The organism is Lachnoclostridium sp. An14 (assembly GCF_002160755.1).
GTDB lineage: Bacteria > Bacillota > Clostridia > Lachnospirales > Lachnospiraceae > Lachnoclostridium_A.
In genome coordinates this window covers 18,039-36,629 of sequence record NZ_NFLE01000015.1, presented here as the reverse complement: position 1 = coordinate 36,629, position 18,591 = coordinate 18,039, and the positions used below count along the sequence as shown (strand labels likewise).

Below are 18,591 nucleotides of genomic sequence, written 5' to 3'. Positions count from 1 at the left end.
CTAAGGAGGCGTTTTCTATGAAATTCCATCTCAAAGACCCAGGCAGCGCCATCACACACTTCATCGGGATGGTTCTCGCCTTTTTCGCCGCGTTTCCGCTGCTGGTCAAGGCGGCTGCCGAGCCAGGACGGCTCCATGTGGCAGCTCTGGCGATCTTTATCGTCAGCATGATCCTGCTGTACGCCGCCAGCACCGTTTACCACACCCTGGATATTTCCCCCAGAGTGAACAAGATTTTGAAAAAGATCGACCATATGATGATTTTCGTGCTCATCGCCGGCACCTACACGCCGGTGTGCCTGATTGTGCTGGGGGATTCCACCGGCTGGCACCTGCTGTCCCTGGTGTGGGCCATCGCCGCCGCCGGGATCCTGATCAAGGCCCTGTGGGTCACCTGTCCCAAGTGGTTTTCCTCCCTGATCTACATCTCCATGGGCTGGGTGTGCGTGCTGGCCATGCAGAAGATTATCCAGGCTCTGCCCGGGGCGGCCTTTGGCTGGCTTTTGGCGGGCGGCGTAATCTACACCATCGGCGGCGTGATCTACGCCTTAAAGCTGCCGATCTTTAATTCCAGGCATAAAAACTTCGGCTCCCATGAGATTTTCCACCTCTTTGTCATGGGCGGGAGCCTGTGCCACTACATCGTCATGTACCAGTTCGTGGCCTGACGGCAGATATGGGGCAGATGGGAGAATGCTCTCCTGTCTGCCATTTTTGCGTCTCAGGAAAGGGGGATTTCCTGCGGTGCAGACGGTTTCGGCGCGGAGAAAGCCGGGTTCGCCTCCCGCACCAGGTCGGGAAATTCCTGTTTCAGCGCCTCAAAGGACGCCCTCACATCCTCCGGGACCTCCACATGGGCGATAAAGCCCTTTCCGCGGGGGCCGTAACCGTTTTCATCGTCGGTCAAGCGGGGGATCTCCCCTAAAAGCAGGCTGATATACCGCTCCATCTCCCACATCCCCGCAGGCGGCTGCCGGAAAGAGAGACTGCCGTCCTCCTCCACCTCCGCCCGGTAGGCCGCGTAATTGACAATCACCGTTCCCGCCGGGGCCGCCAGGCGCATCCCCGCGTCCATCCGCCTCTGCATAGTGGCATCCTGGCAGAGGATCACCGTCTCATGGGGAAACTCCCGTTCCCGCAAAAGCTCCAGCAGATAGGTAATATTGTTTCCGCAGTTGGTGGAATAGCACTCCAGGGCATCCGCCTCCAGGCCGTACTTTTCCTTTATGTAGGCGGCAAACAGCTCCGCCTCCGACTTTCCGGCGGTTTTAAGCCCAGGCAGCTCCTCCTTCATCCGGCGGCGGAGGGTCTCTGTAGTGTGGCCGGCACCGCCCACGATCACGTAGCGCCTGGCCGCTCCCTCCTTCATGGCCTGAGCCAGCGCGTCCCCGCCGCTAAGGATGCTGCCGCCAAACAGCACCATCACATCGGCCTGGGAAAAGCCGTACCGCTCCTTTAAGGCACGTCCCGTCAGCTCCGGCACGTCCCGCATCCCGCAGAACGCTCCCAGCCGGTTGATGTGGGCGGCCGTTTCCTTTCGTCTCTCAATTCCCATTTGAATCAATTTCTCCTTTTCCTTTCTCCCCAGCCGCTTGATGGCTTGCTCCCGGCTCATGGCCTCCTCCTTCGTGGCAAACCGTTCCCAGTAGGCTAAGGCCACCGGGCGGCGGCTCCTGGTGTATTTGGCTCCTTTTCCGCTGTTGTGGGCCTCAAGCCGCCGCTCCAGACAGTTTGTCCAACCGCAGTAGAGGGTGCCGTCCGCGCACTTCATCAGATATGTATAATTGCTCATCTGTACCTGTCTCCTCCCGCCCTGACCCCAGGGCCAACTGGCCTTTTTCCTCCCCGCAGACACTACACGCTATGTAAACGGCAGCGGTCTCTTGCTGGCCGCAGCCGCCCGGTCCACCCCGCAAATGGGACGTCCCGATCTATATAAAGCACCGGCCGGGTGCAGTGTCTGCCGGCGGGCCGTCCCGCCGCTAAGAAAGCTTCAGATGTTCCGGATTGCTTCGCACTGCGTGCTCTCGCAATCCCGGGAAACATTCATAATCTATCATATGCGGGGGAGGCCCGGTTGGTGCGGCAGACTTACCCCTGGGCGATTTCCTTTACCAGGATCAGCTTTTCCCCCGGCATGATCAGGTCGGAGGTCAGCCCGTTGGTCTCCATCACGTTATCCACCGTGGTGTGAAATTTTTTCGCGATTTTCCACAGGGAATCCCCAGGCTGGACGATATAGCCCACAATCCCCGGCAGCCTCTGGAGCTTTTCCACATCCAGGGGCTGGACGTCCACGCCGGTGATCACCTGGCGGCAGACCGGCTGCAGCACCAGCAGATCCAGGTTGACCACCGCCCGCAGCTCCACCATGCTTCCCCCCAGCATCACCGCCGACATATTGTCCAGGCTGGCGTTTAACTGGTAAATGCTGTTTTCGTCGATCCCCTTCGCCTCCACCGCCTGGTGGAAGGGGGCCACCTCCGTCACCGACTGAATGGGCTGGCTGTCGTCGTCGGTGAGGTATAAAAGCTGCACTTCCAGCACCCCGTCGATGTGGAGAGTGTCGTCCTTTACCTCCACCTCGTCGATTTTGACTGCGCCCTCGCTGTGGCAGATCTGCAGGATCCTGTCGTGGCGGCTGATCTCCATTTTTTCGCTGATCTTGCATTTGCACAGATTTTTCGTCAGGATCTGGTCAAAGCACACCTCCCCCGTCTCCGGCAAAAGCTCCCGGTTGGTGGAATAGAGGTCGCTCAAAAGCTGGATTCGTTCTTCCTCGTAGAGTTTCATATCCAGCTCTACCACCGCGTCCAGCTCCAGCTCCCGCATTTCCCCATCGTAGTCCGGTTTTGCCTCCACCTCCCGGTGAACCAGGCGCATGGACACCACGGGGATCATGTCCTCCCTGCATCCCGTCACCTCCAGCTCGCCGGAAAAGGGAATGCTCTCCTCCAGCCACTGCACCGGCGTCCCCTCGCCCTCGGAGGCGTAGATCACAAACACCGCCAGTTCCCCGTCAATATGTATGGTGCCGTCTCCCGGCCTGCTGGACGTCCCCGCCAGGCGCACCTCGCTCCAGAGGATTTTCTCCATATTGGGCTTGTTTCCGGAGAGGGAAATGCTTTCCTTCACCCGGTAGGTGTCCTTTTTGCGGACGGCGATCCCCGCCACGTCCAGCTCCTCCCGCAGGGCCTCCGTGTCCTCCCCGTTTCCGGAAAGAGCCACGTCCACGGCGGCCACCGCGTCAAAAATGCTCTCTACCTGCACGTTTAAGGTCACCAGGGCTTTTACGTTCATTTTTCTGGAATTGATCATGCCGGCGTTTAAGTCGTCCAGCTCCCAGGTGACGTTTACATAGTCGTGCTCCGTCAGCCCCGGCACGTTCACCGTCTCCTCAAAGGGGATGGAACCGCCCAGGGCCTGCAGGCCGCCGCCCTCCTTCCGGTAAAGCACCTTAAAATCCAGCTTTCCCTTGATGATCACTTTCTCCCCCTGGACTCTGGAGGCCTCGATCTGTATGCTGCCCGTGTCCAGGACCACCTGTTCCATGTCATCCATCGTGTCCGGCACGATAAAATCGTCATCCAGGGTCAGCTGGGTGGCCGCATGGTTTTTCCAACGGTTCATGCGGATATTTTTCTTCACCAGTTCCATGTTGGCATACCTTCCTTATTTATTTTTATAAGAAAGTCTATGCCGCCGGACCGGCTTTTATGTGCCGCTGCCTGTCTCGTAGCGGTCCATGAAATGATGGCGGACGCCTCCGGAAACGTACCCCAGGCAGATGTCCAGATTTACGTTTTCCGCGCTCTTTAAAATATTGTTCTCCACGCTGGGATTGGTCCGTTTCAGGGCCGCGATCAGCTCCTTGACCTCCTGGCGTTTCGACGTGTGGACAATGTCGGCAGCGTTTGCCGCGTCCCCAGCCGCCGCCCGCTCCTTGGCGATCTGCTCCGTAAACCGGCAGGCGCACTGCAAAAACCGCAGCCCGTTGTAGTCCTTCCAGGCCAGGATGTCCTCCTCCCGCACGTAGTACAGGGGGCGGATCAGCTCCATCCCCGGAAAATTGGTGCTGTGGAGCTTTGGCATCATGGTGTTGAACTGGCCGCCGTATAAAATTCCCATGAGGGTGGTCTCCACCACGTCGTTGAAGTGGTGGCCCAGGGCGATCTTGTTGCAGCCTAAGCGTTTGGCGTTGGCGTAGAGGAACCCGCGGCGCATCCTGGCGCAGAGGTAGCAGGGGTTGTCCTCCACGTCCACTACCGCGTCAAAAATGTCGGATTCCATTATCTCGATGGGAATCTCCATCAGCCTGGCGTTTTCCTCGATCATCCGCCGGTTGTCCGGATGGTAGCCCGGGTCCATCACCAGGAATTTCAGCTCAAACTCCACGTTCCCGTGGCGCAGGATTTCCTGCATACACTTGGCTAACAGCATGGAATCCTTTCCCCCGGAAATGCACACGGCCACCCGGTCCCCGGCCTTCACCATCTGAAACTCCTGCATCCCCCGGACGAAGGGCCTCCAGATTTCCTTGCGAAACTTCTTGATAATGCTGCTCTCGATTCTCTGACAGGGGGTCTTCATCGCTTGTTCTCTCCTATTGGTTCAGTTTTTCTGGTTTTCTGTCTGTTTCCTATCATATATCATATTCGATGATTGCGCCAGAGGGAAGTTGCGGGAATGGGGACAGGGGGCGGAGTGGGCATGGAAAAGTGTGCGCAACAGCGCACACTCGCGCCGGAGCGCGGCTGCGGTGACAGCCAGTTTCCTCTGCGCGGAGTGAGCATAAAAAACGCGCAGATCCGAAGCTCCTCCTCCGGGTCTGCGCCCCTTATGCCGCTACTGGAATACCACCGGTTCCTCCAGAAATTCTGTTTTGATCACAATGTAGGGATAGGATGTTTCCGTGCCGCCGTCCTCTCCCTTCTGCGGGCCCATAAGCTCCGCCTGGAACACGATGGAGCCCTCCGTCAGGTACAGCTGATGCACCGCGATGCTGTAGCCCCCTGTCTCCTGCTCTCCGTATCCCTGCACAATATAGAGATTCTGCCCGTCCGTGTAGGTCAGTTTAAAGGGCGCCGCCTTTTTCTCCGCGATGATCCCCTGCAGCTCCGCCGGCACTTCACTGTCCCCCACCACCGTGAAATCCAGATCCCGCAGCTTTTCCGGGGCCGTGTTCTGTGTGCAGCCGGTGACAAACCGCGCCAGCAGCACCCACAGCGCAAGGACGGCCACCAGCGCCAGTTTCCCGTTCCATATCCGTCTCATCCGCAACCTCCCATTTTCAGATTACTACTATTCTATGCAGGCCGCAGGATGGATATGACCGCCCCTTTTGTCGAGCGGTTGTTCATATTTTGTTCAAAATATATTTAAAAACCATTTACACAATCAACATTTTTTCTTCATGTTTACTGTCTATACTACAACCATAGACAGCGAGAGCTGCTATGAATTACAAGATTTTTTTCATAATACTTGAGCTGATTTTATCAGCTCTCCTCCCTTTTTTATAATATGAATCCGGGCGGCGCGAGCCTCCCGGATTTTTTCGTCGTTTCGCAGCGCTTGGGGACGTTTCCCATTTTTCTGATTTACGGTGTTTCCTATACTGCCGCAAAACGGGCGTGCCTGACGCACGCCCGCATATTTCTCACACCGTCTGTTCTCCGGACGCCGATACCCGCGCCGGCACAATTACGCCCGCATAATAATATAAATCATATACCCCGCATACATTGCCACCATCAAAATCCCGTGAAATCTGGTGTATTTCATCTTTCTCTTTCCCATCACCCAGCACACGCAGCTGAACAAAATCAGGCAGATCAGGTCATAGGAGGAGAACACCGTCACCCGGATGGGGCTGAGCACGGAGGAAACGCCTAAGATCAGCAGGATATTGAAGATATTGGAGCCGATCACATTTCCCAGGGCCAGGCCGTTTTCTCCCTTTTTAGCCGCCACCATGCTGGTCACCAGCTCCGGAAGGGAGGTTCCCATAGCTACGATGGTGAGGCCGATCAGGTTTTCCGTCAGTCCGAAGGCCGCCGCGATGCTGCTGGCGCTGTCCACCACCAGATCTCCCCCCATCACAATGGCGATCAGCCCTCCGATGATAAACACCGCGCTTTTCAGGGGCGACAGCACCTCGATCTCCTCCTCAGCCCCCGCCCGCCCGCTCAAAGCGGCTCGGATGGTCACGTAAAGGAAATAGGCAAACAGAACCATCAGAATCACTCCGTCGATTCTTCCCATACTCCGGTCAAAGGCGATCATGGCCAGCAGCGCCACGGCGATGACAATGGAATACAGGAAATCCCAGTTCATGATCTTCTTATCTGCCGGCAGGGCCATCACCATGCAGCTTAAGCCGGTCACCACCAGCAGATTGAAAATATTGGAGCCGATCACGTTTCCCACAGCGATCCCGTTGTTGTGGTTCAGGGCGGCGGTCACGCTCACCGCCAGCTCCGGCGCGCTGGTTCCGAAGGCCACCACCGTCAGCCCGATGATCACGCTGGGCACCCGCAGCAGTTTCGCCACAGACGAGCTGCCCTCCACAAAGAAATCCGCTCCCTTAATCAGAAGCACAAAACCTACAATCAGCCACAGATACACCATTCCCATGTTTCTTCTTCCTCCCTTGGTATTTTCCCCTCGTTATCCGGCGGAGGACACCGCCGGAGGCCTTTGCGTCATAGGAAACTGCGTTTCCTATGACACAAAAAGCGAGCCTCCGCCACACAAAAAGTGTGATCAAAGTCTCGCTTATTATATGTACACCGAGTTATCTCTAACTGTGATGACGGCAATACATGACATTTTTCAATGGAAGCTACTCCCTTTCATCAAAGAAAAAGTATACTGAAAAACCAGCCGCCTGTCAAGGAATGGTTTTAAATTTTTCAGGAATGCTGGCTGCCACCTCCCGCCGCAGCAGATACAAGGCCGCCAGATTCGGCAGGGCCATCAGCCCGTTCCAGATGTCAGAAAGCTGCCACACCGTTTCCAGCCTGGCCAGACATCCCAGAAAGATGGCGTTCAGATATAAAATCAGGTAAATCCGCTCCCCCGCCCTGCCGGAAAAAGGCGTCCTGGAAAACAGATAGAGAAACGCCTGCTTTCCCATGTAAGACCAGGCCACCATGGTGGCAAAGGCGAACACGATCATGGAGGCGGACACCAGGTACTCCCCGGCCGCCCCCAGCCGTCTGGAGAAACAGTAGGCCGTCAGGGCCGCCCCGTCGTAGCCGCCACCGCCGTACTCCGCCGTCACCAGCAGGATCACCAGGGCCGTCAGGGTACAGATCACAATGGTGTCAAAAAACACCTCAAACATGGCCCACATCCCCTGTTTTTGGGCGAGAGAGACGGCGGGAGGCCGTTTCCGCGGTTCCACCCCACCCCCGCTCTCCTCCTCGTCCGCCGCCCCGTGAAGAATGGCCAGCGTCCCCAGCCCCGCCTCGTTGGAAAATACGCCTCTGGAAACGCCGTAGCGCACGCTGCGGCTCACCAGATACCCCGCCGCTCCCCCGGCTGCCGCTGCCGGTTCAAAGGCCGAGCTCCAGATGGCCGCAAACACCTGCGGCAGACGGTCAAAGCAGGAGAAAATCACCATCAGGGAGAACAGAATATAAATACCGGATGCCGCCGGCATCAGCTTTCCGGAAACGGCGGCAATCCGCTTTGTCCCCCCGGAAACCACCAATCCCACCAGAACTGTGACCGCCACCGCCGACAAAAAGGGGGGCACGGAAAAGCTGTACGCCGCCGTCTCCGACACGGAATTGGCCTGTACCATGCTGCCCATCCCCAGGGAAGACATCATGCAGAGAAAGCTGTATAAAAGCCCCAGAGCCGGAAGGTGCAGCCGGTCCTCCAAATACACCATGGGGCCGCTGACCCACATTTTCCCCTCCCGCCTGCGGTAGCGGACGCCCAGGTAGGTTTCCCCGTAAGCCGTCATCATCCCGATGGCCGCCGACACCCACATCCAGAAAATAGCTCCCGGCCCTCCGGCGGTCAGGGCAGTGGCCACCCCCACGATGTTTCCGGTGCCGATGGTGGCCGCCAGGGCCGTGCAGGCCGTCTGAAAGGTGGTGATCCCGCCGGTTTCCGCCGTTTGATTCCGGTTTGTCCCGTTCCAGAGGCTGCCTCCCGTCGCTCTCCACCACAGGGGAAACCTCCGCAGCTGGAACAGCCCGCTCCTCACCGTCAGGTACACTCCGATCCCCAGAAACGCCGCCAGCATCCACGGCCCCCAGACCAGCTCCTGCAGCCTCTCCATCATTTCCGCGCCCTTCTTTCCATCGCTTTTCTATCGCATTTTATGAATGGGTGTGGTATACTTATTCCTAAGAACAAATATCAGAAACGAGGGATCTTATGCCAGGCTTTACCACTCACTACATAATGGGTATGAAAGCTTACAACGATATGAAGTACCAGCCGCTCAAGCACATCATTGCCAAATACCGCTGGCTCTATCAGCTGGGTCTTCAGGGACCGGATATGTTTTTTTACAACATCCCCATTCTCCGTCACCGGGACTACCGGAATGTGGGCTCCTATATGCACGAGCACCACGTAAATGATTTTTTCCGTTGCTATCTGACTCACCTTTCCAGGCTTACCTCCCGGCAGCAGCGGGAGCAGGGGCTTTCCTACCTGGCCGGTTACATCTGCCACTATGTGGGGGACTCCATCTGCCATCCCTACGTGTACGGGCGGATCGGCTACGACGTGAATAACCCGTCCACCCACCACCACGGCCAGCACGCCTCCCTGGAAAACGACATTGACGCCCTGCTGCTGAAAAAGTACAAAAAAAAGAAACCGTCCCAGTTTAACCAGGCGGCCACTATCTGTTTAAACGGTCAGGAGATCCAGTTTATCTCTCGTTTCCTGTCCGCCTGCATCAACGAGACCTACTATCCCATCACCTACCGGAACAATTTCCAGGTGACGCCCCGCATGGTCCACCGCTCCATCCTGGCCCTGCGGTTTGGTTGCCGCACCCTGGCGGACAAGTCCGGCCGGAAAAAGAATAGCATTGAGTTTGTGGAGTCTATTTTCCTGAAAAACCCCATCGCCTCCACCAAGCTGGTGACGGACGAGGTGTCCAATCCCCGGAAATGCCTGAACCTGGACCGAGAGACCTGGTGCAACCCCTGGGACAAGTCCTTAGCCTCCAAAGCCACCTTCCCCGACCTGTTTTACCAGGCCCTGGGAAAATGCGACCTGGTGTACTACCTGCTAAACAAATCCCTCACCTCCCAGGTACCCCTGGAGGAGCAGGATTTCCATCTGCTGTTAAAGGAGCTGGGAAACCATTCCTACCACAGCGGGCTGATCGTAAAAGACTGATTTTTCCAGGCGCTGCCGGAAAATGTGCGGAACATACAAAAAGTGGGGCGCCGGAGCGCGGCTGCGCCAGCAGACATTTTTTCCGCGCGGAGTGCGCAAAACAGGGCAGACGGTTTTCCCGGCCGTCTGCCCTGTCTTTATGGTCCTGATTCTTATTTTTCCATTTCACCCGGTCACAGTATGGTCTGGTCGCCGTCCTTGATGCAGTAGTGTTCCGTCACGCCCAGATCCTCCATCCACTTCCTGGTGGTGGCCGTCTGCCACTTCCCGCTGCCGGGGCCGCCTCCGTTGTCATTGTCCCAGAGCCACTGAGGGGTGGGCCAGAGACAGATCTTCGGCCTCATCACCCGGTAGAAATCCTCGTCCACTCCGCCCTGGCCGTGGTGGGCCATCTGGATGATGTCACATTTCAAATCCTGGGGGTTCCAGTCCTTTAAAAGCCGGGCGCCGGCTTCCTGTCCCATATCTCCTAAAAATACGATGTATCTGCCGTTTACACAGACGGTGTAGGCCACAGAGGCATTGTTCCCGCTGTCGTTTTGAAACAGATACCGCTTGTTCATCACCGTCACGGTGGCGTCAGCCACCTGGATCGTGGTTCCCTTGCGGATGTCGTCGTGGCGTTTCTCCTCCGGCACTCTCTGGATGGCCGCTATGAAGGCGGCCGCCGTATCTGCCCTGGTGGGGTCATTTTCATAGTACCAGTCCTCGGTGACGATGGAATAGTAGATTCCGTCGATCTCCAGAGGCGGCTGCTCCATGTTAAGAATGGTGGTCAGGGCCCCCACGTGGTCATTGTGAAGGTGGGTGATGAGCCACGCATTTACCCGGCCGCCCATGGACTGCACCACCTCAATGAGATGGGGGGCATCCGCCGGTGTGCCGCCGTCCACTACGATCACGCCCCCGTCTTTTGTCTGAATGACGGAGGAGAGCATCTGGCTGGCGCTCTGGTTGGCCAAAAGCATCAGCTTTGCCCCGCCTAAAAACGGTTCTTCCTCAGGCTCTGCCGTCTCCGCCGCCCCGGTTTCCCCTTCGATGTCCACCAGCTCGATTCCACTTTTTCGTATTTCCAGCCCGTCAGGGAGGTTATAGCTCTCTCCCCCGCGGATCCCGGTCAGGAGCAGCAGGCACAGCGTGGCCAGAATTGCCCCGTAAATCCTGCATCCCTTCATCGCGGTTCTCCTTACTCTGCTGCCGCGTCCGCGGAATCTTCCGTCATATCATCCATGGACAGGCCGGCAGCGAAATCAGCGGTGCCGTCGTCCCAGGAGGCCGTCTCCCATTCCGCGGAGGTATAATTCGGCTCTACCAGACGCTGTCTTCCGGGAATGATGGCGTCGTCCACCAGCCAGGTGCTCTCGTCGTCCACGGTGCTCTCCGGCATCACATAGATCCACACCACATTCTCATCGGAAAATTTTCCATAAAAGCTGCTGCCGTCATTCTTATAGGAAAAATCCTGCATGGCGACGCTGTCATTAATGCCCCGGATTACAGCGGACGCGTATCTGGCCGCCTCCTCCTTGCTCACGCCGTCCTCTACGGTGGTCATGACGTAGGCATTCTCGTCCTCCACGTAGAAATCTATATTCACTCCATAGGGATAATCCTCAGAGCCTACAAACTGATCGTCCAGTTCTTCCTGCACCTGCGCCCAGTCGATCTGGATTCCCTCGATTACTCCTGTCTCCGGAACGACGGAACCGTTTTCCGGTTTCACGATATTGCTCTGCGTACATCCGCTTAAGAGTGCTGCACATCCTATGGCAATCAGTACTTTCTTCATTTTATCTGTTCCTCCTTTTTTCTGCTCTAGTATTATATCGGATGTCCCGTTTTTTTTATAGGGGTTTTCAAAAAAAGTCAGAAAATCTTCACATTTGCCCCTTGATTTTTCCAGTATCCGGTGTTAATATGTTCAATATATTTTATAAAATTACTTTTTTGAACAAAAAGGAGGCTGTTATGCTGTCAAAACGTCTGGACTGGCCAGCCACGCTGATCCCTTTCGCCTGCGTGCTGCTGCTGTGCGCCCTGTTTTTAATCACACCGGAGGCGTCATCCCGCACCCTGGAATCCATCCGGTTCTTCCTGGGGGACACCTTTGGGGTCTACTATCTGATGATTGGCCTGGGAGTGTTTTTCTGCTCCCTTTATATCGCCTTTTCCAAATACGGCGCCATCCGCCTGGGAAATTTAGAAAAGCCCCTCTACTCCAATTTTAAATGGGGTTCCATGATGTTTACCTCCGGGTTGGCGGCTGACATCCTGTTTTACTCCCTCTGCGAGTGGATGCTCTACGCCTCCGAGCCTCACATTGAGGAGCTGGGCGGTGCCCAGGACTGGGCATCTGTGTTCCCTTTGTTTCACTGGGGGCCCATTCCCTGGAGTTTTTACGTGACCCTGGCAGTGGCCTTCGGGTTCATGCTCCACGTGCGGAAACGGAACCGCCAGAAATACTCTGAGGCCTGCCGCCCTATTTTAGGCGCTCACACCGACGGGCTGGCCGGACGCCTCATTGACCTGCTGGCGCTGTTTGCCCTGTTAGCCGGGACGGCCACCACCTTTTCCCTGGCGACGCCCCTGCTCTCCCTGGCCATCAGCCACGTGCTCCACATTCCTCAGAGCAACCTGCTGACAGTGGTCATCCTGCTGGTGACCTGTATCACCTACACCACGGCCATTTACTTCGGGATGCACGGAATCGCAAAACTGGCGGCCTCCTGCGTTTACCTGTTTTTCATCCTGCTGCTCTATGTGTTCTTAGGCGGCGGCGAGGCCAAATACATTGTGGAAACGGGCTTTTCCGCCCTCGGTTCCCTGGCCCAGAACTTCTTAACCATGTCCACCTGGACGGACGCCCTGCGCACCTCGTCCTTCCCCCAGAACTGGACTATTTTCTACTGGGCCTACTGGATGGTGTGGTGCGTGGCCGCCCCATTTTTCATCGGCTCCATCAGCAAGGGGCGGACCATCCGCCAGACCATCCTCGGCGGGTATTTCTGGGGGCTGGCAGGCACCTTTACTTCCTTCATCGTGCTGGGAAACTACGGCCTGGCCCTGGAAATGAAGGGGAAACTGAACATATTGGCCCAGTACGCCGCCTCCGGGGATCTGTACCAGTCCATTCTGGCCATCCTGGAGACCCTGCCGTTTCCGGCTTTCGTGCTGATTTTGCTGGCCCTGACCATGATTACCTTCTACGCCACGTCCTTCGACGCTCTGGCGGTAGTGGCCTCCGCCTATTCCTACAAAAAGCTGGACGGGGAGGAGGAGCCGGACCGGCGGGTAAAGCTGTTCTGGTCCCTGCTGCTCATGCTGCTGCCGGTAGCCCTGATTTTCTCCGACAGCTCCATGGCAAACCTGCAGACGGTATCCATCATCGCCGCCTTCCCCATCGGGTTTGTGATCGTGCTAATCATCGCCAGTTTCTTCCGGGACGCGGGGAGGTATTTGGAGGAAGGGGAGAAATAGAAATTGGAACAGACAGGGGCACAGCCAAAACCGGCTGTGCCCTTCTTCATTCCCGTTCTTCTTCCTATTACGTATTCCCCCTGCCTCTTTTCCCGGCAAAATACTCCTCATACCGGATCTCCGGCTCCAACACCAGCCCGCCGTGGAGCGTGGGCGCCTGGGCCGGTTTCATGTAGTCCCCGTATTCCGCCCGCAGCCTGCCGTCGTAGCCTTCCGGCGCCGGGATCCTCCTATTTTCAAAGGGCAGATACACCGCCCGGTCAAACCAGTTCCGTTCCCACGTATTCTTCTCCAACTGGCGGATAAACACCGTATCGCAGACCCGTCTGGTGGCCTTTCCGGAATACCGGCTGCACAGGCGCTCATAGCCGCGGTACGCCCGTTTCATAGGAATCTTTAGCATTCTCCCGATTCCGTAGATCAGCCGCCCGGCGGCCGTTTTATTCTCATAATAGTCATAGCGGTACCAGGTGTAGAGCACCGTCCAGGCAAATTTCACCTGGAACGCCCACCATTTCGCCGCCAGTTTCCCGTCCGGCATCCCGTCCAGGGGGAAAATGTCTATGAAAATCCCGCAGTTATACCCGGCCTTTTCGTCCTCGCTGTTAAACCCCGTCGTCCGGCTGTCCCGGATCTGGGCATGGCCCCGCAGGTAATTTTTTTCCGTGTAAGCCGTCTGGAGCGCCAGCCCTTCTTTCAGCTCCGCAGGGGCCACGCTCATAAACCGGTTATAGTCCTCCCGCAGCATCACCAGGTCGATGTCGTCGTCCCAGGGAATGTAGCCCCTGTCCCGGACGGCCCCGATGAGGGTGCCGCTGTCGGCGAAATATTTGAGGCCGTATTTCCCGCAGATCCGCTCCACCTCGTCCAGCATGGCCAGCTGCACCGCCCACACCTTCTTCATTTTTTCCGTCACAGTGTAGCCGCAGCGCACTTCCTCCCGGTAAAACTCTCTCTCCTCCATATCAACCACCATACCCCATAAATTTGATCACTGCCATCCGCAGCTGTCCCAGAACCGTCCCGTCCCGCAGCAAAAGCAGCACCGCGAAATACACCAGCCCGCCGGCGCCGATCTGGGTGAAGGTGGTGAGCGGCCCGGCGCCCATCCCATTTCCCAACGCCAGCACCGCCCCCAACATCACCACGGCAGCCGCCAGCCGTTTCCAGCCGTAACGAACCAGCATCGCCGGACGGATATAGCCCCGGCAGAGCCGGAAATAGAGGCCGGTGATCAGCGTTTCCGCCAAAATGGACGCGGCGGCGGCCCCGGCGGCCTGGAAATGGGGGATCAGCACCAGATTAAGACAGGCGTTGACGCAGGCACCGGCCACGATCACCTTCGCGCTCCTGGCCCGCTGCCCGCTGGGGGTGAGAATCTGGCTCCCCATGCAGTCGCTGAACCCCACAATGAGCACCAGCGGGCTGCACAGCTTTAAAAGCCAGGCCACCGGCCCGTACTGATCTCCCAGAAACCAGGGCACAAACTTGTCAGCGATCCCCGCCAGCCCGAAGGTGATGGGAAGTCCCAAAAGGAGCACAAAATCCACGGATCCGCCGATCCGCTCCCGGATTTCCTCTCCCTTGTCCCTGGCAAACAGATAGGACATTCTGGCGGACATCACCGCGTTGAAGGAAATGATCAGGATCTTTGCCATATTGACAAAGCCGGTGGCGTACTCGTAGTACCCGTTCTGGGATTTGCTGCTGCCGGAAAACCAGCCGATCATGGTCTTGTCCAGAATGGTGTACACCGACGTGGCGATGGTGGGGATAAAATACACCAGCACTTCCTTTAAATGCCTGCGCACCCGCAGCTTCGAGAGGGAAACGGGGCTTACAAATTTCCGCAGGTATCCCCACATGGAAATATTTCCCAAAAGGCCGGTGGCCGCCAGCAGGGCGATGTACAAAAGCAGGTCGCCGCTGTCCTTTACAAACAGGAACATGAGGGCGATCCCCGCCAGCTTGATCGCCGTGTTGCGGATCACGATCAGGCGGTATTGCTCCATCCCCCCGAAAAACCAGGAGACGTCAAAGGCCACTGCCGCGAGGGTCATGGTCAGGGCCCCGTAGTAGGGCGCGTATTCCCTGGAAAAGGCGATCACGCCCATCCACACCACCAGGCACAGGGCCGTGGTCGATGCGCAGAGCAGCTCGATCTCCCAGAATACCTGACTTCTCTCCTCCCTGCTGTCCCGGTGCCTGGCGATCTCCCGCTGCCCGTAGGAGGCCGTCCCCAGGGCCGCCAGAATGGAGAAATACTGCACCACCGAGGCCGTATAGCTCTGAATCCCCACGCCCTCGCTCCCCAGCACTCTGGCGATATAGGGCGTCGTCACAAAGGGGGTCAGCAGCGTCAGCACCTGGTAGATCAGGTTGTATGTGTAATTTTCCCGTATGCTGGGCGTTTCCACGCCGGTTTCGTTGCGTTTCTTTCTGGCAAACATCTCTGTCTCCCGTTTCTTTATTTTCCTTCATTTTGTCAACGTCGATTTTATCATAATTCATACCTGGGCGCAACGGGAAGCACGCCCCTTCAGCGGCGTCCGCAGGTCTTTCGTTTCCGCCGTTCCGGTTCTTTCGCTCCCGCCATCTCGGTTCCCTCGTTTCCGCCGTCCCGGTTCTTCTCTCCCGCCATCCCGATCCATCCGCTCCCGCCGTCCCGTTTGACATCTAAATTCAAATCGCTTATAATCTGGATAGACAAAATCAGGAGGAACTGCCGTGAAATTCGGAGCAATTATCGTGACCTACAACCGTCTGTCCCTGTTAAAGGAATGCCTGGAATGCGTCTTTTCCCAGACTGTGCCCTTCCACCGCGTCCTGGTGGTAGACAACCACAGCACCGACGGCACCGGGGAATACTTAGACAGCCTGGAAAACCCCGCCCTCTCCGTCCTGCACCTGCCGGAAAACATCGGCGGGGCCGGCGGCTTTTCCAAGGGGCTTGAGGTACTGTCCGCGGGGGACTGCGACTGGGTGCTGATCATCGACGACGACGCCATGATCGCCCCCACCTATATGGAAGAAATCGGAAAGGCCATCGGCTCCCATTCGTACCTGGCCTACTCCGGGACGGTGCGGACGGCGGGGGCCATCGACACCTCCCACCGGCGTATCCTGAAAAACCGGTGCCTGATGACCTATGCCCCTGTGCCGGAGGAGACTTACCGGGACGAGACGTTCCTCTACGACGTGAGCACCTTCTGCGGGCTGGTGCTAAACTGCGGGCTGATCCGGGAAATCGGCCTTCCGAGAGCGGACTATTTCATCTGGTTTGACGACACGGAATACTGCCTTCGTTTCCGAAAACGGTCCCGGATTTTAAACGTTTGCCGGGCGGAGTTAAACCACAAGACCACGCCGCCCTCCAAGGCTCCGGTCACCTGCTGGAAAAATTTCTACGGGTTCCGCAACGCCATGGACATCGGGCGCACCTATTCCTCCGCCCCCGCCATCTATATGGCCTACATCCGTCTGAACCACTGGGCCCACATTGTCATCGACTCCGTTCTCCTGCTCACCGGCAGCCGCAGGGCGGAACGGCGCTACCGCAGGCGGATTTATCTGGACGTGTTGGGAGAAACCGGCAAACCGCTGGGGGGCATGGACCGGCGCTATCCGCCGGGATCGGGATTTTCATAAACGGACGCGACGATCCCATTATCTCCATAAAGACCGTATTTTCCACAAAAACTGTATTTCCATAAAGTATTCCCATAAAGGAGAACCAAGCAATGCAAGCAATCATCTTAGCCGCGGGCATGGGCAAACGCTTAAAGCAGCTCACCCAGAACAACACCAAATGTATGGTAAAGGTAAACGGCGTCCCCCTCATCAACCGCACTCTGGGGCAGTTAGACGGTCTGAACCTTTCCAGAATCGTCATTGTGACCGGATACGAGGGGCAGAAACTGCGGGATCACATCGCGTCCCTGGACGTAAAGACTCCCATCTGTTTCATCGACAACCCTATTTACGATAAGACCAACAACATTTACTCCCTGGCCCTGGCCAGCGAATACCTGACGGCGGAGGACACCCTGCTTTTAGAGTCCGACATCATCTTTGAGGATTCCGTGATCCGCTGCCTGGTGGAGGATCCGCGGGAAAGCCTGGCCCTGGTGGCAAAATACGAGTCCTGGATGGACGGCACCTGCGTGAAACTGTCGGAAAACGACGACATTGAGGCCATGATTCCCGGGAGCAAGTTCTCCTTCACCGACACAGCCGACTACTATAAAACCGTGAACTTATATAAATTCAGCAAAGATTTTTCCGTCACCCACTACGTCCCCTTCTTAGAAGCCTATACCAAGGCCCTGGGGAACAACGAATACTATGAGCAGGTGTTAAAGGTGATCGTCATGCTGGACCATCCCGGCATCAAGGCCAAGCGCCTGGACGACAGCCAAAAATGGTATGAGATCGACGACATTCAGGATCTGGACATCGCCGAATCCCTCTTTGCGGAGGACAATGCCCGTCTGCCCCTGATTCAGAGACGGTACGGCGGCTACTGGCGCTATCCGAAAATGGTGGATTTCTGCTATCTGATCAACTGCTACTACCCGCCCCGGAAAATGCTGGACGAGATGAAGGCCAATTTTGACAGCCTGGTATGCCAGTACCCGTCGGGAATGTACGTAAACTCCCTCCTGGCCGCCAGAAACTTCGGCCTGCGCCAGGATCAGATCGTCCCCGGAAACGGCGCCGCGGAGCTGATAAAAGTCATTCTGGAGCAGACGGACGGAAAAATGGGCGTCATCCGCCCCACCTTCGAGGAATATTCCAACCGCTACCGGGCGGAGGACCTGGTGGTCTTCCAGACCCAGCACCCGGACTTCCGGTACGGGGCCGGTGACATCATCCGTTTCTTTGAAGACAAGGGCATCAAACATCTGGTAATTATAAACCCGGACAACCCCACTGGAAACTACATCCCCAGAGAGGACATTCTCCGGCTGATCCAGTGGACAAAATCGGCGGGAATCCGGCTGATTGTGGACGAATCCTTTGTGGATTTCGCGTCTGAGGAGAACGCCACCATCCTCTGCGAGGAGCTCTTAGACGCCAATCCCCACCTGATCGTGATCAAGAGCATCTCCAAGTCCTACGGCGTTCCCGGCCTGCGCCTCGGCATCGCCGCCAGCGGGGACCGTGATCTGATCTCGGAAATCAAAAAGGAGGTTTCCATCTGGAATATCAACTCCCTGGCGGAGTTCTACCTCCAGATTGAGGAAAAATACCGCAAGGACTACGCCGCATCCCTGATCCGGCTGAAGGAAGAACGGGAATGGTTCGCCAATGAGCTGGCGAAAATCCCCGGCATCCGGGTCATCCCCTCCCAGGCGGACTACCTTATGGCGGAGATCACAGGCATGACCTCCCGGCAGCTCACGGAACTGCTGTTAAACCGCTACAACCTGTTTATCAAGGATCTCTCCTCCAAGCTCCCCGGAGACTGCCAGTACGTGCGCGTCGCCGTCCGCAACCGGGAGGACGACGCCCTTCTGTGCGCTGCCTTGAGGGAACTTTTGGCGCAGCAGTAATTCAAGTGACTATATGACGTAGTCAAGACCACCGGCTTAGTCGGTGGCTTGCACTGGGGATGCCCCAGACATACAAGCAATGGTCAATAATTTTTACAAATTTACTTGGTTACGATTTACTAATATTTAAAATACTATAAAACAGCAGATTAATTTCAATAAGGGAGTTTTTGAGGCAATGACT

General features: G+C 56.8%; 14 protein-coding genes and 1 pseudogene. 5 read left to right on the top strand and 10 right to left on the bottom strand.

The window, feature by feature from the left end; all coding sequences use genetic code 11:
- Positions 1-17 precede the first annotated feature (17 nt).
- Entirely contained in the window at positions 18-668 is a 651-nt protein-coding gene (gene trhA / locus B5E84_RS10195; protein ID WP_087222340.1) for a PAQR family membrane homeostasis protein TrhA, read from the top strand.
- An 887-nt stretch (positions 669-1,555) separates the two neighbouring features.
- Here the strand turns inward: trhA and B5E84_RS21400 are convergent.
- From B5E84_RS21400 to B5E84_RS10165, 6 genes and pseudogenes are all read right to left on the bottom strand, one after another.
- Positions 1,556-1,792 (bottom strand): annotated as a pseudogene (locus B5E84_RS21400) (GIY-YIG nuclease family protein); the annotation flags it as partial.
- A gap of 299 nt (positions 1,793-2,091) precedes the next feature.
- Complete coding sequence (locus tag B5E84_RS10185; RefSeq protein WP_087222338.1) at positions 2,092-3,657, bottom strand: DUF3794 and LysM peptidoglycan-binding domain-containing protein; 1,566 nt, start codon at positions 3,655-3,657, stop codon at positions 2,092-2,094.
- Positions 3,658-3,714: 57 nt separating this feature from the next.
- Positions 3,715-4,590 (bottom strand): tRNA 2-thiocytidine biosynthesis TtcA family protein, encoded by an 876-nt coding sequence (locus B5E84_RS10180; protein ID WP_087222336.1) that lies wholly within the window; start codon positions 4,588-4,590, stop codon positions 3,715-3,717.
- A gap of 255 nt (positions 4,591-4,845) precedes the next feature.
- Positions 4,846-5,274 carry a protease complex subunit PrcB family protein gene (locus B5E84_RS10175; RefSeq protein WP_087222334.1) on the bottom strand — a complete coding sequence of 143 codons (429 nt, stop codon included), beginning with the start codon at positions 5,272-5,274 and terminating at the stop codon, positions 4,846-4,848.
- Positions 5,275-5,703: 429 nt separating this feature from the next.
- Positions 5,704-6,630, bottom strand: coding sequence for a calcium/sodium antiporter (locus tag B5E84_RS10170; RefSeq protein WP_087222441.1), 927 nt, complete (start codon positions 6,628-6,630; stop codon positions 5,704-5,706).
- A gap of 262 nt (positions 6,631-6,892) precedes the next feature.
- Positions 6,893-8,299 (bottom strand): alanine/glycine:cation symporter family protein, encoded by a 1,407-nt coding sequence (locus tag B5E84_RS10165; RefSeq protein WP_087222332.1) that lies wholly within the window; start codon positions 8,297-8,299, stop codon positions 6,893-6,895.
- A gap of 95 nt (positions 8,300-8,394) precedes the next feature.
- Here B5E84_RS10165 and B5E84_RS10160 point away from each other — a divergent pair, with 95 nt between their 5' ends.
- Complete coding sequence (locus B5E84_RS10160) at positions 8,395-9,375, top strand: zinc dependent phospholipase C family protein (protein ID WP_087222330.1); 981 nt, start codon at positions 8,395-8,397, stop codon at positions 9,373-9,375.
- A gap of 173 nt (positions 9,376-9,548) precedes the next feature.
- Here the strand turns inward: B5E84_RS10160 and B5E84_RS10155 are convergent, their stop codons facing one another.
- On the bottom strand, positions 9,549-10,550 hold the full coding sequence (locus B5E84_RS10155) for a ComEC/Rec2 family competence protein (RefSeq protein ID WP_087222328.1): 1,002 nt from the start codon (positions 10,548-10,550) through the stop codon (positions 9,549-9,551).
- A gap of 11 nt (positions 10,551-10,561) precedes the next feature.
- Positions 10,562-11,164 carry a hypothetical protein gene (locus B5E84_RS10150; protein ID WP_087222327.1) on the bottom strand — a complete coding sequence of 201 codons (603 nt, stop codon included), beginning with the start codon at positions 11,162-11,164 and terminating at the stop codon, positions 10,562-10,564.
- 128 nt (positions 11,165-11,292) lie between these two features.
- On the opposite strand from B5E84_RS10150, the gene B5E84_RS10145 reads away from it, so the two are divergent.
- On the top strand, positions 11,293-12,852 hold the full coding sequence (locus B5E84_RS10145) for a BCCT family transporter (protein WP_204248570.1): 1,560 nt from the start codon (positions 11,293-11,295) through the stop codon (positions 12,850-12,852).
- A gap of 67 nt (positions 12,853-12,919) precedes the next feature.
- Here B5E84_RS10145 and B5E84_RS10140 read toward each other — a convergent pair whose 3' ends face one another.
- Positions 12,920-13,816 carry a LicD family protein gene (locus B5E84_RS10140; protein WP_162612843.1) on the bottom strand — a complete coding sequence of 299 codons (897 nt, stop codon included), beginning with the start codon at positions 13,814-13,816 and terminating at the stop codon, positions 12,920-12,922.
- A 1-nt stretch (position 13,817) separates the two neighbouring features.
- Positions 13,818-15,302 carry an oligosaccharide flippase family protein gene (locus tag B5E84_RS10135; RefSeq protein WP_087222323.1) on the bottom strand — a complete coding sequence of 495 codons (1,485 nt, stop codon included), beginning with the start codon at positions 15,300-15,302 and terminating at the stop codon, positions 13,818-13,820.
- A 277-nt stretch (positions 15,303-15,579) separates the two neighbouring features.
- Between B5E84_RS10135 and B5E84_RS10130 the strand changes: the two genes are divergently transcribed.
- Both B5E84_RS10130 and B5E84_RS10125 read left to right on the top strand, forming a co-directional pair.
- Positions 15,580-16,500 carry a glycosyltransferase gene (locus tag B5E84_RS10130; RefSeq protein WP_087222321.1) on the top strand — a complete coding sequence of 307 codons (921 nt, stop codon included), beginning with the start codon at positions 15,580-15,582 and terminating at the stop codon, positions 16,498-16,500.
- Positions 16,501-16,592: 92 nt separating this feature from the next.
- Positions 16,593-18,407: an aminotransferase class I/II-fold pyridoxal phosphate-dependent enzyme gene (locus B5E84_RS10125; RefSeq protein WP_087222319.1), complete on the top strand. Its 1,815-nt coding sequence runs from the start codon at positions 16,593-16,595 to the stop codon at positions 18,405-18,407.
- The last annotated feature ends 184 nt before the right edge of the window (positions 18,408-18,591 follow it).

What these genes read in the sequence shown, in the direction of transcription:
- B5E84_RS10180 (WP_087222336.1), bottom strand. Translation starts at nt 4,590, where the DNA reads ATGAAGACCCCCTGTCAGAGAATCGAGAGCAGCATTATCAAGAAGTTT.
- B5E84_RS10170 (WP_087222441.1), bottom strand. Translation starts at nt 6,630, where the DNA reads ATGGTGTATCTGTGGCTGATTGTAGGTTTTGTGCTTCTGATTAAGGGA.
- B5E84_RS10155 (WP_087222328.1), bottom strand. Translation starts at nt 10,550, where the DNA reads ATGAAGGGATGCAGGATTTACGGGGCAATTCTGGCCACGCTGTGCCTG.
- B5E84_RS10175 (WP_087222334.1), bottom strand. Translation starts at nt 5,274, where the DNA reads ATGAGACGGATATGGAACGGGAAACTGGCGCTGGTGGCCGTCCTTGCG.
- B5E84_RS10185 (WP_087222338.1), bottom strand. Translation starts at nt 3,657, where the DNA reads ATGGAACTGGTGAAGAAAAATATCCGCATGAACCGTTGGAAAAACCAT.
- B5E84_RS10160 (WP_087222330.1), top strand. Translation starts at nt 8,395, where the DNA reads ATGCCAGGCTTTACCACTCACTACATAATGGGTATGAAAGCTTACAAC.
- B5E84_RS10135 (WP_087222323.1), bottom strand. Translation starts at nt 15,302, where the DNA reads ATGTTTGCCAGAAAGAAACGCAACGAAACCGGCGTGGAAACGCCCAGC.
- B5E84_RS10150 (WP_087222327.1), bottom strand. Translation starts at nt 11,164, where the DNA reads ATGAAGAAAGTACTGATTGCCATAGGATGTGCAGCACTCTTAAGCGGA.
- B5E84_RS10125 (WP_087222319.1), top strand. Translation starts at nt 16,593, where the DNA reads ATGCAAGCAATCATCTTAGCCGCGGGCATGGGCAAACGCTTAAAGCAG.
- B5E84_RS10145 (WP_204248570.1), top strand. Translation starts at nt 11,293, where the DNA reads ATGTTCAATATATTTTATAAAATTACTTTTTTGAACAAAAAGGAGGCT.
- B5E84_RS10165 (WP_087222332.1), bottom strand. Translation starts at nt 8,299, where the DNA reads ATGATGGAGAGGCTGCAGGAGCTGGTCTGGGGGCCGTGGATGCTGGCG.
- trhA (WP_087222340.1), top strand. Translation starts at nt 18, where the DNA reads ATGAAATTCCATCTCAAAGACCCAGGCAGCGCCATCACACACTTCATC.
- B5E84_RS10140 (WP_162612843.1), bottom strand. Translation starts at nt 13,816, where the DNA reads ATGGAGGAGAGAGAGTTTTACCGGGAGGAAGTGCGCTGCGGCTACACT.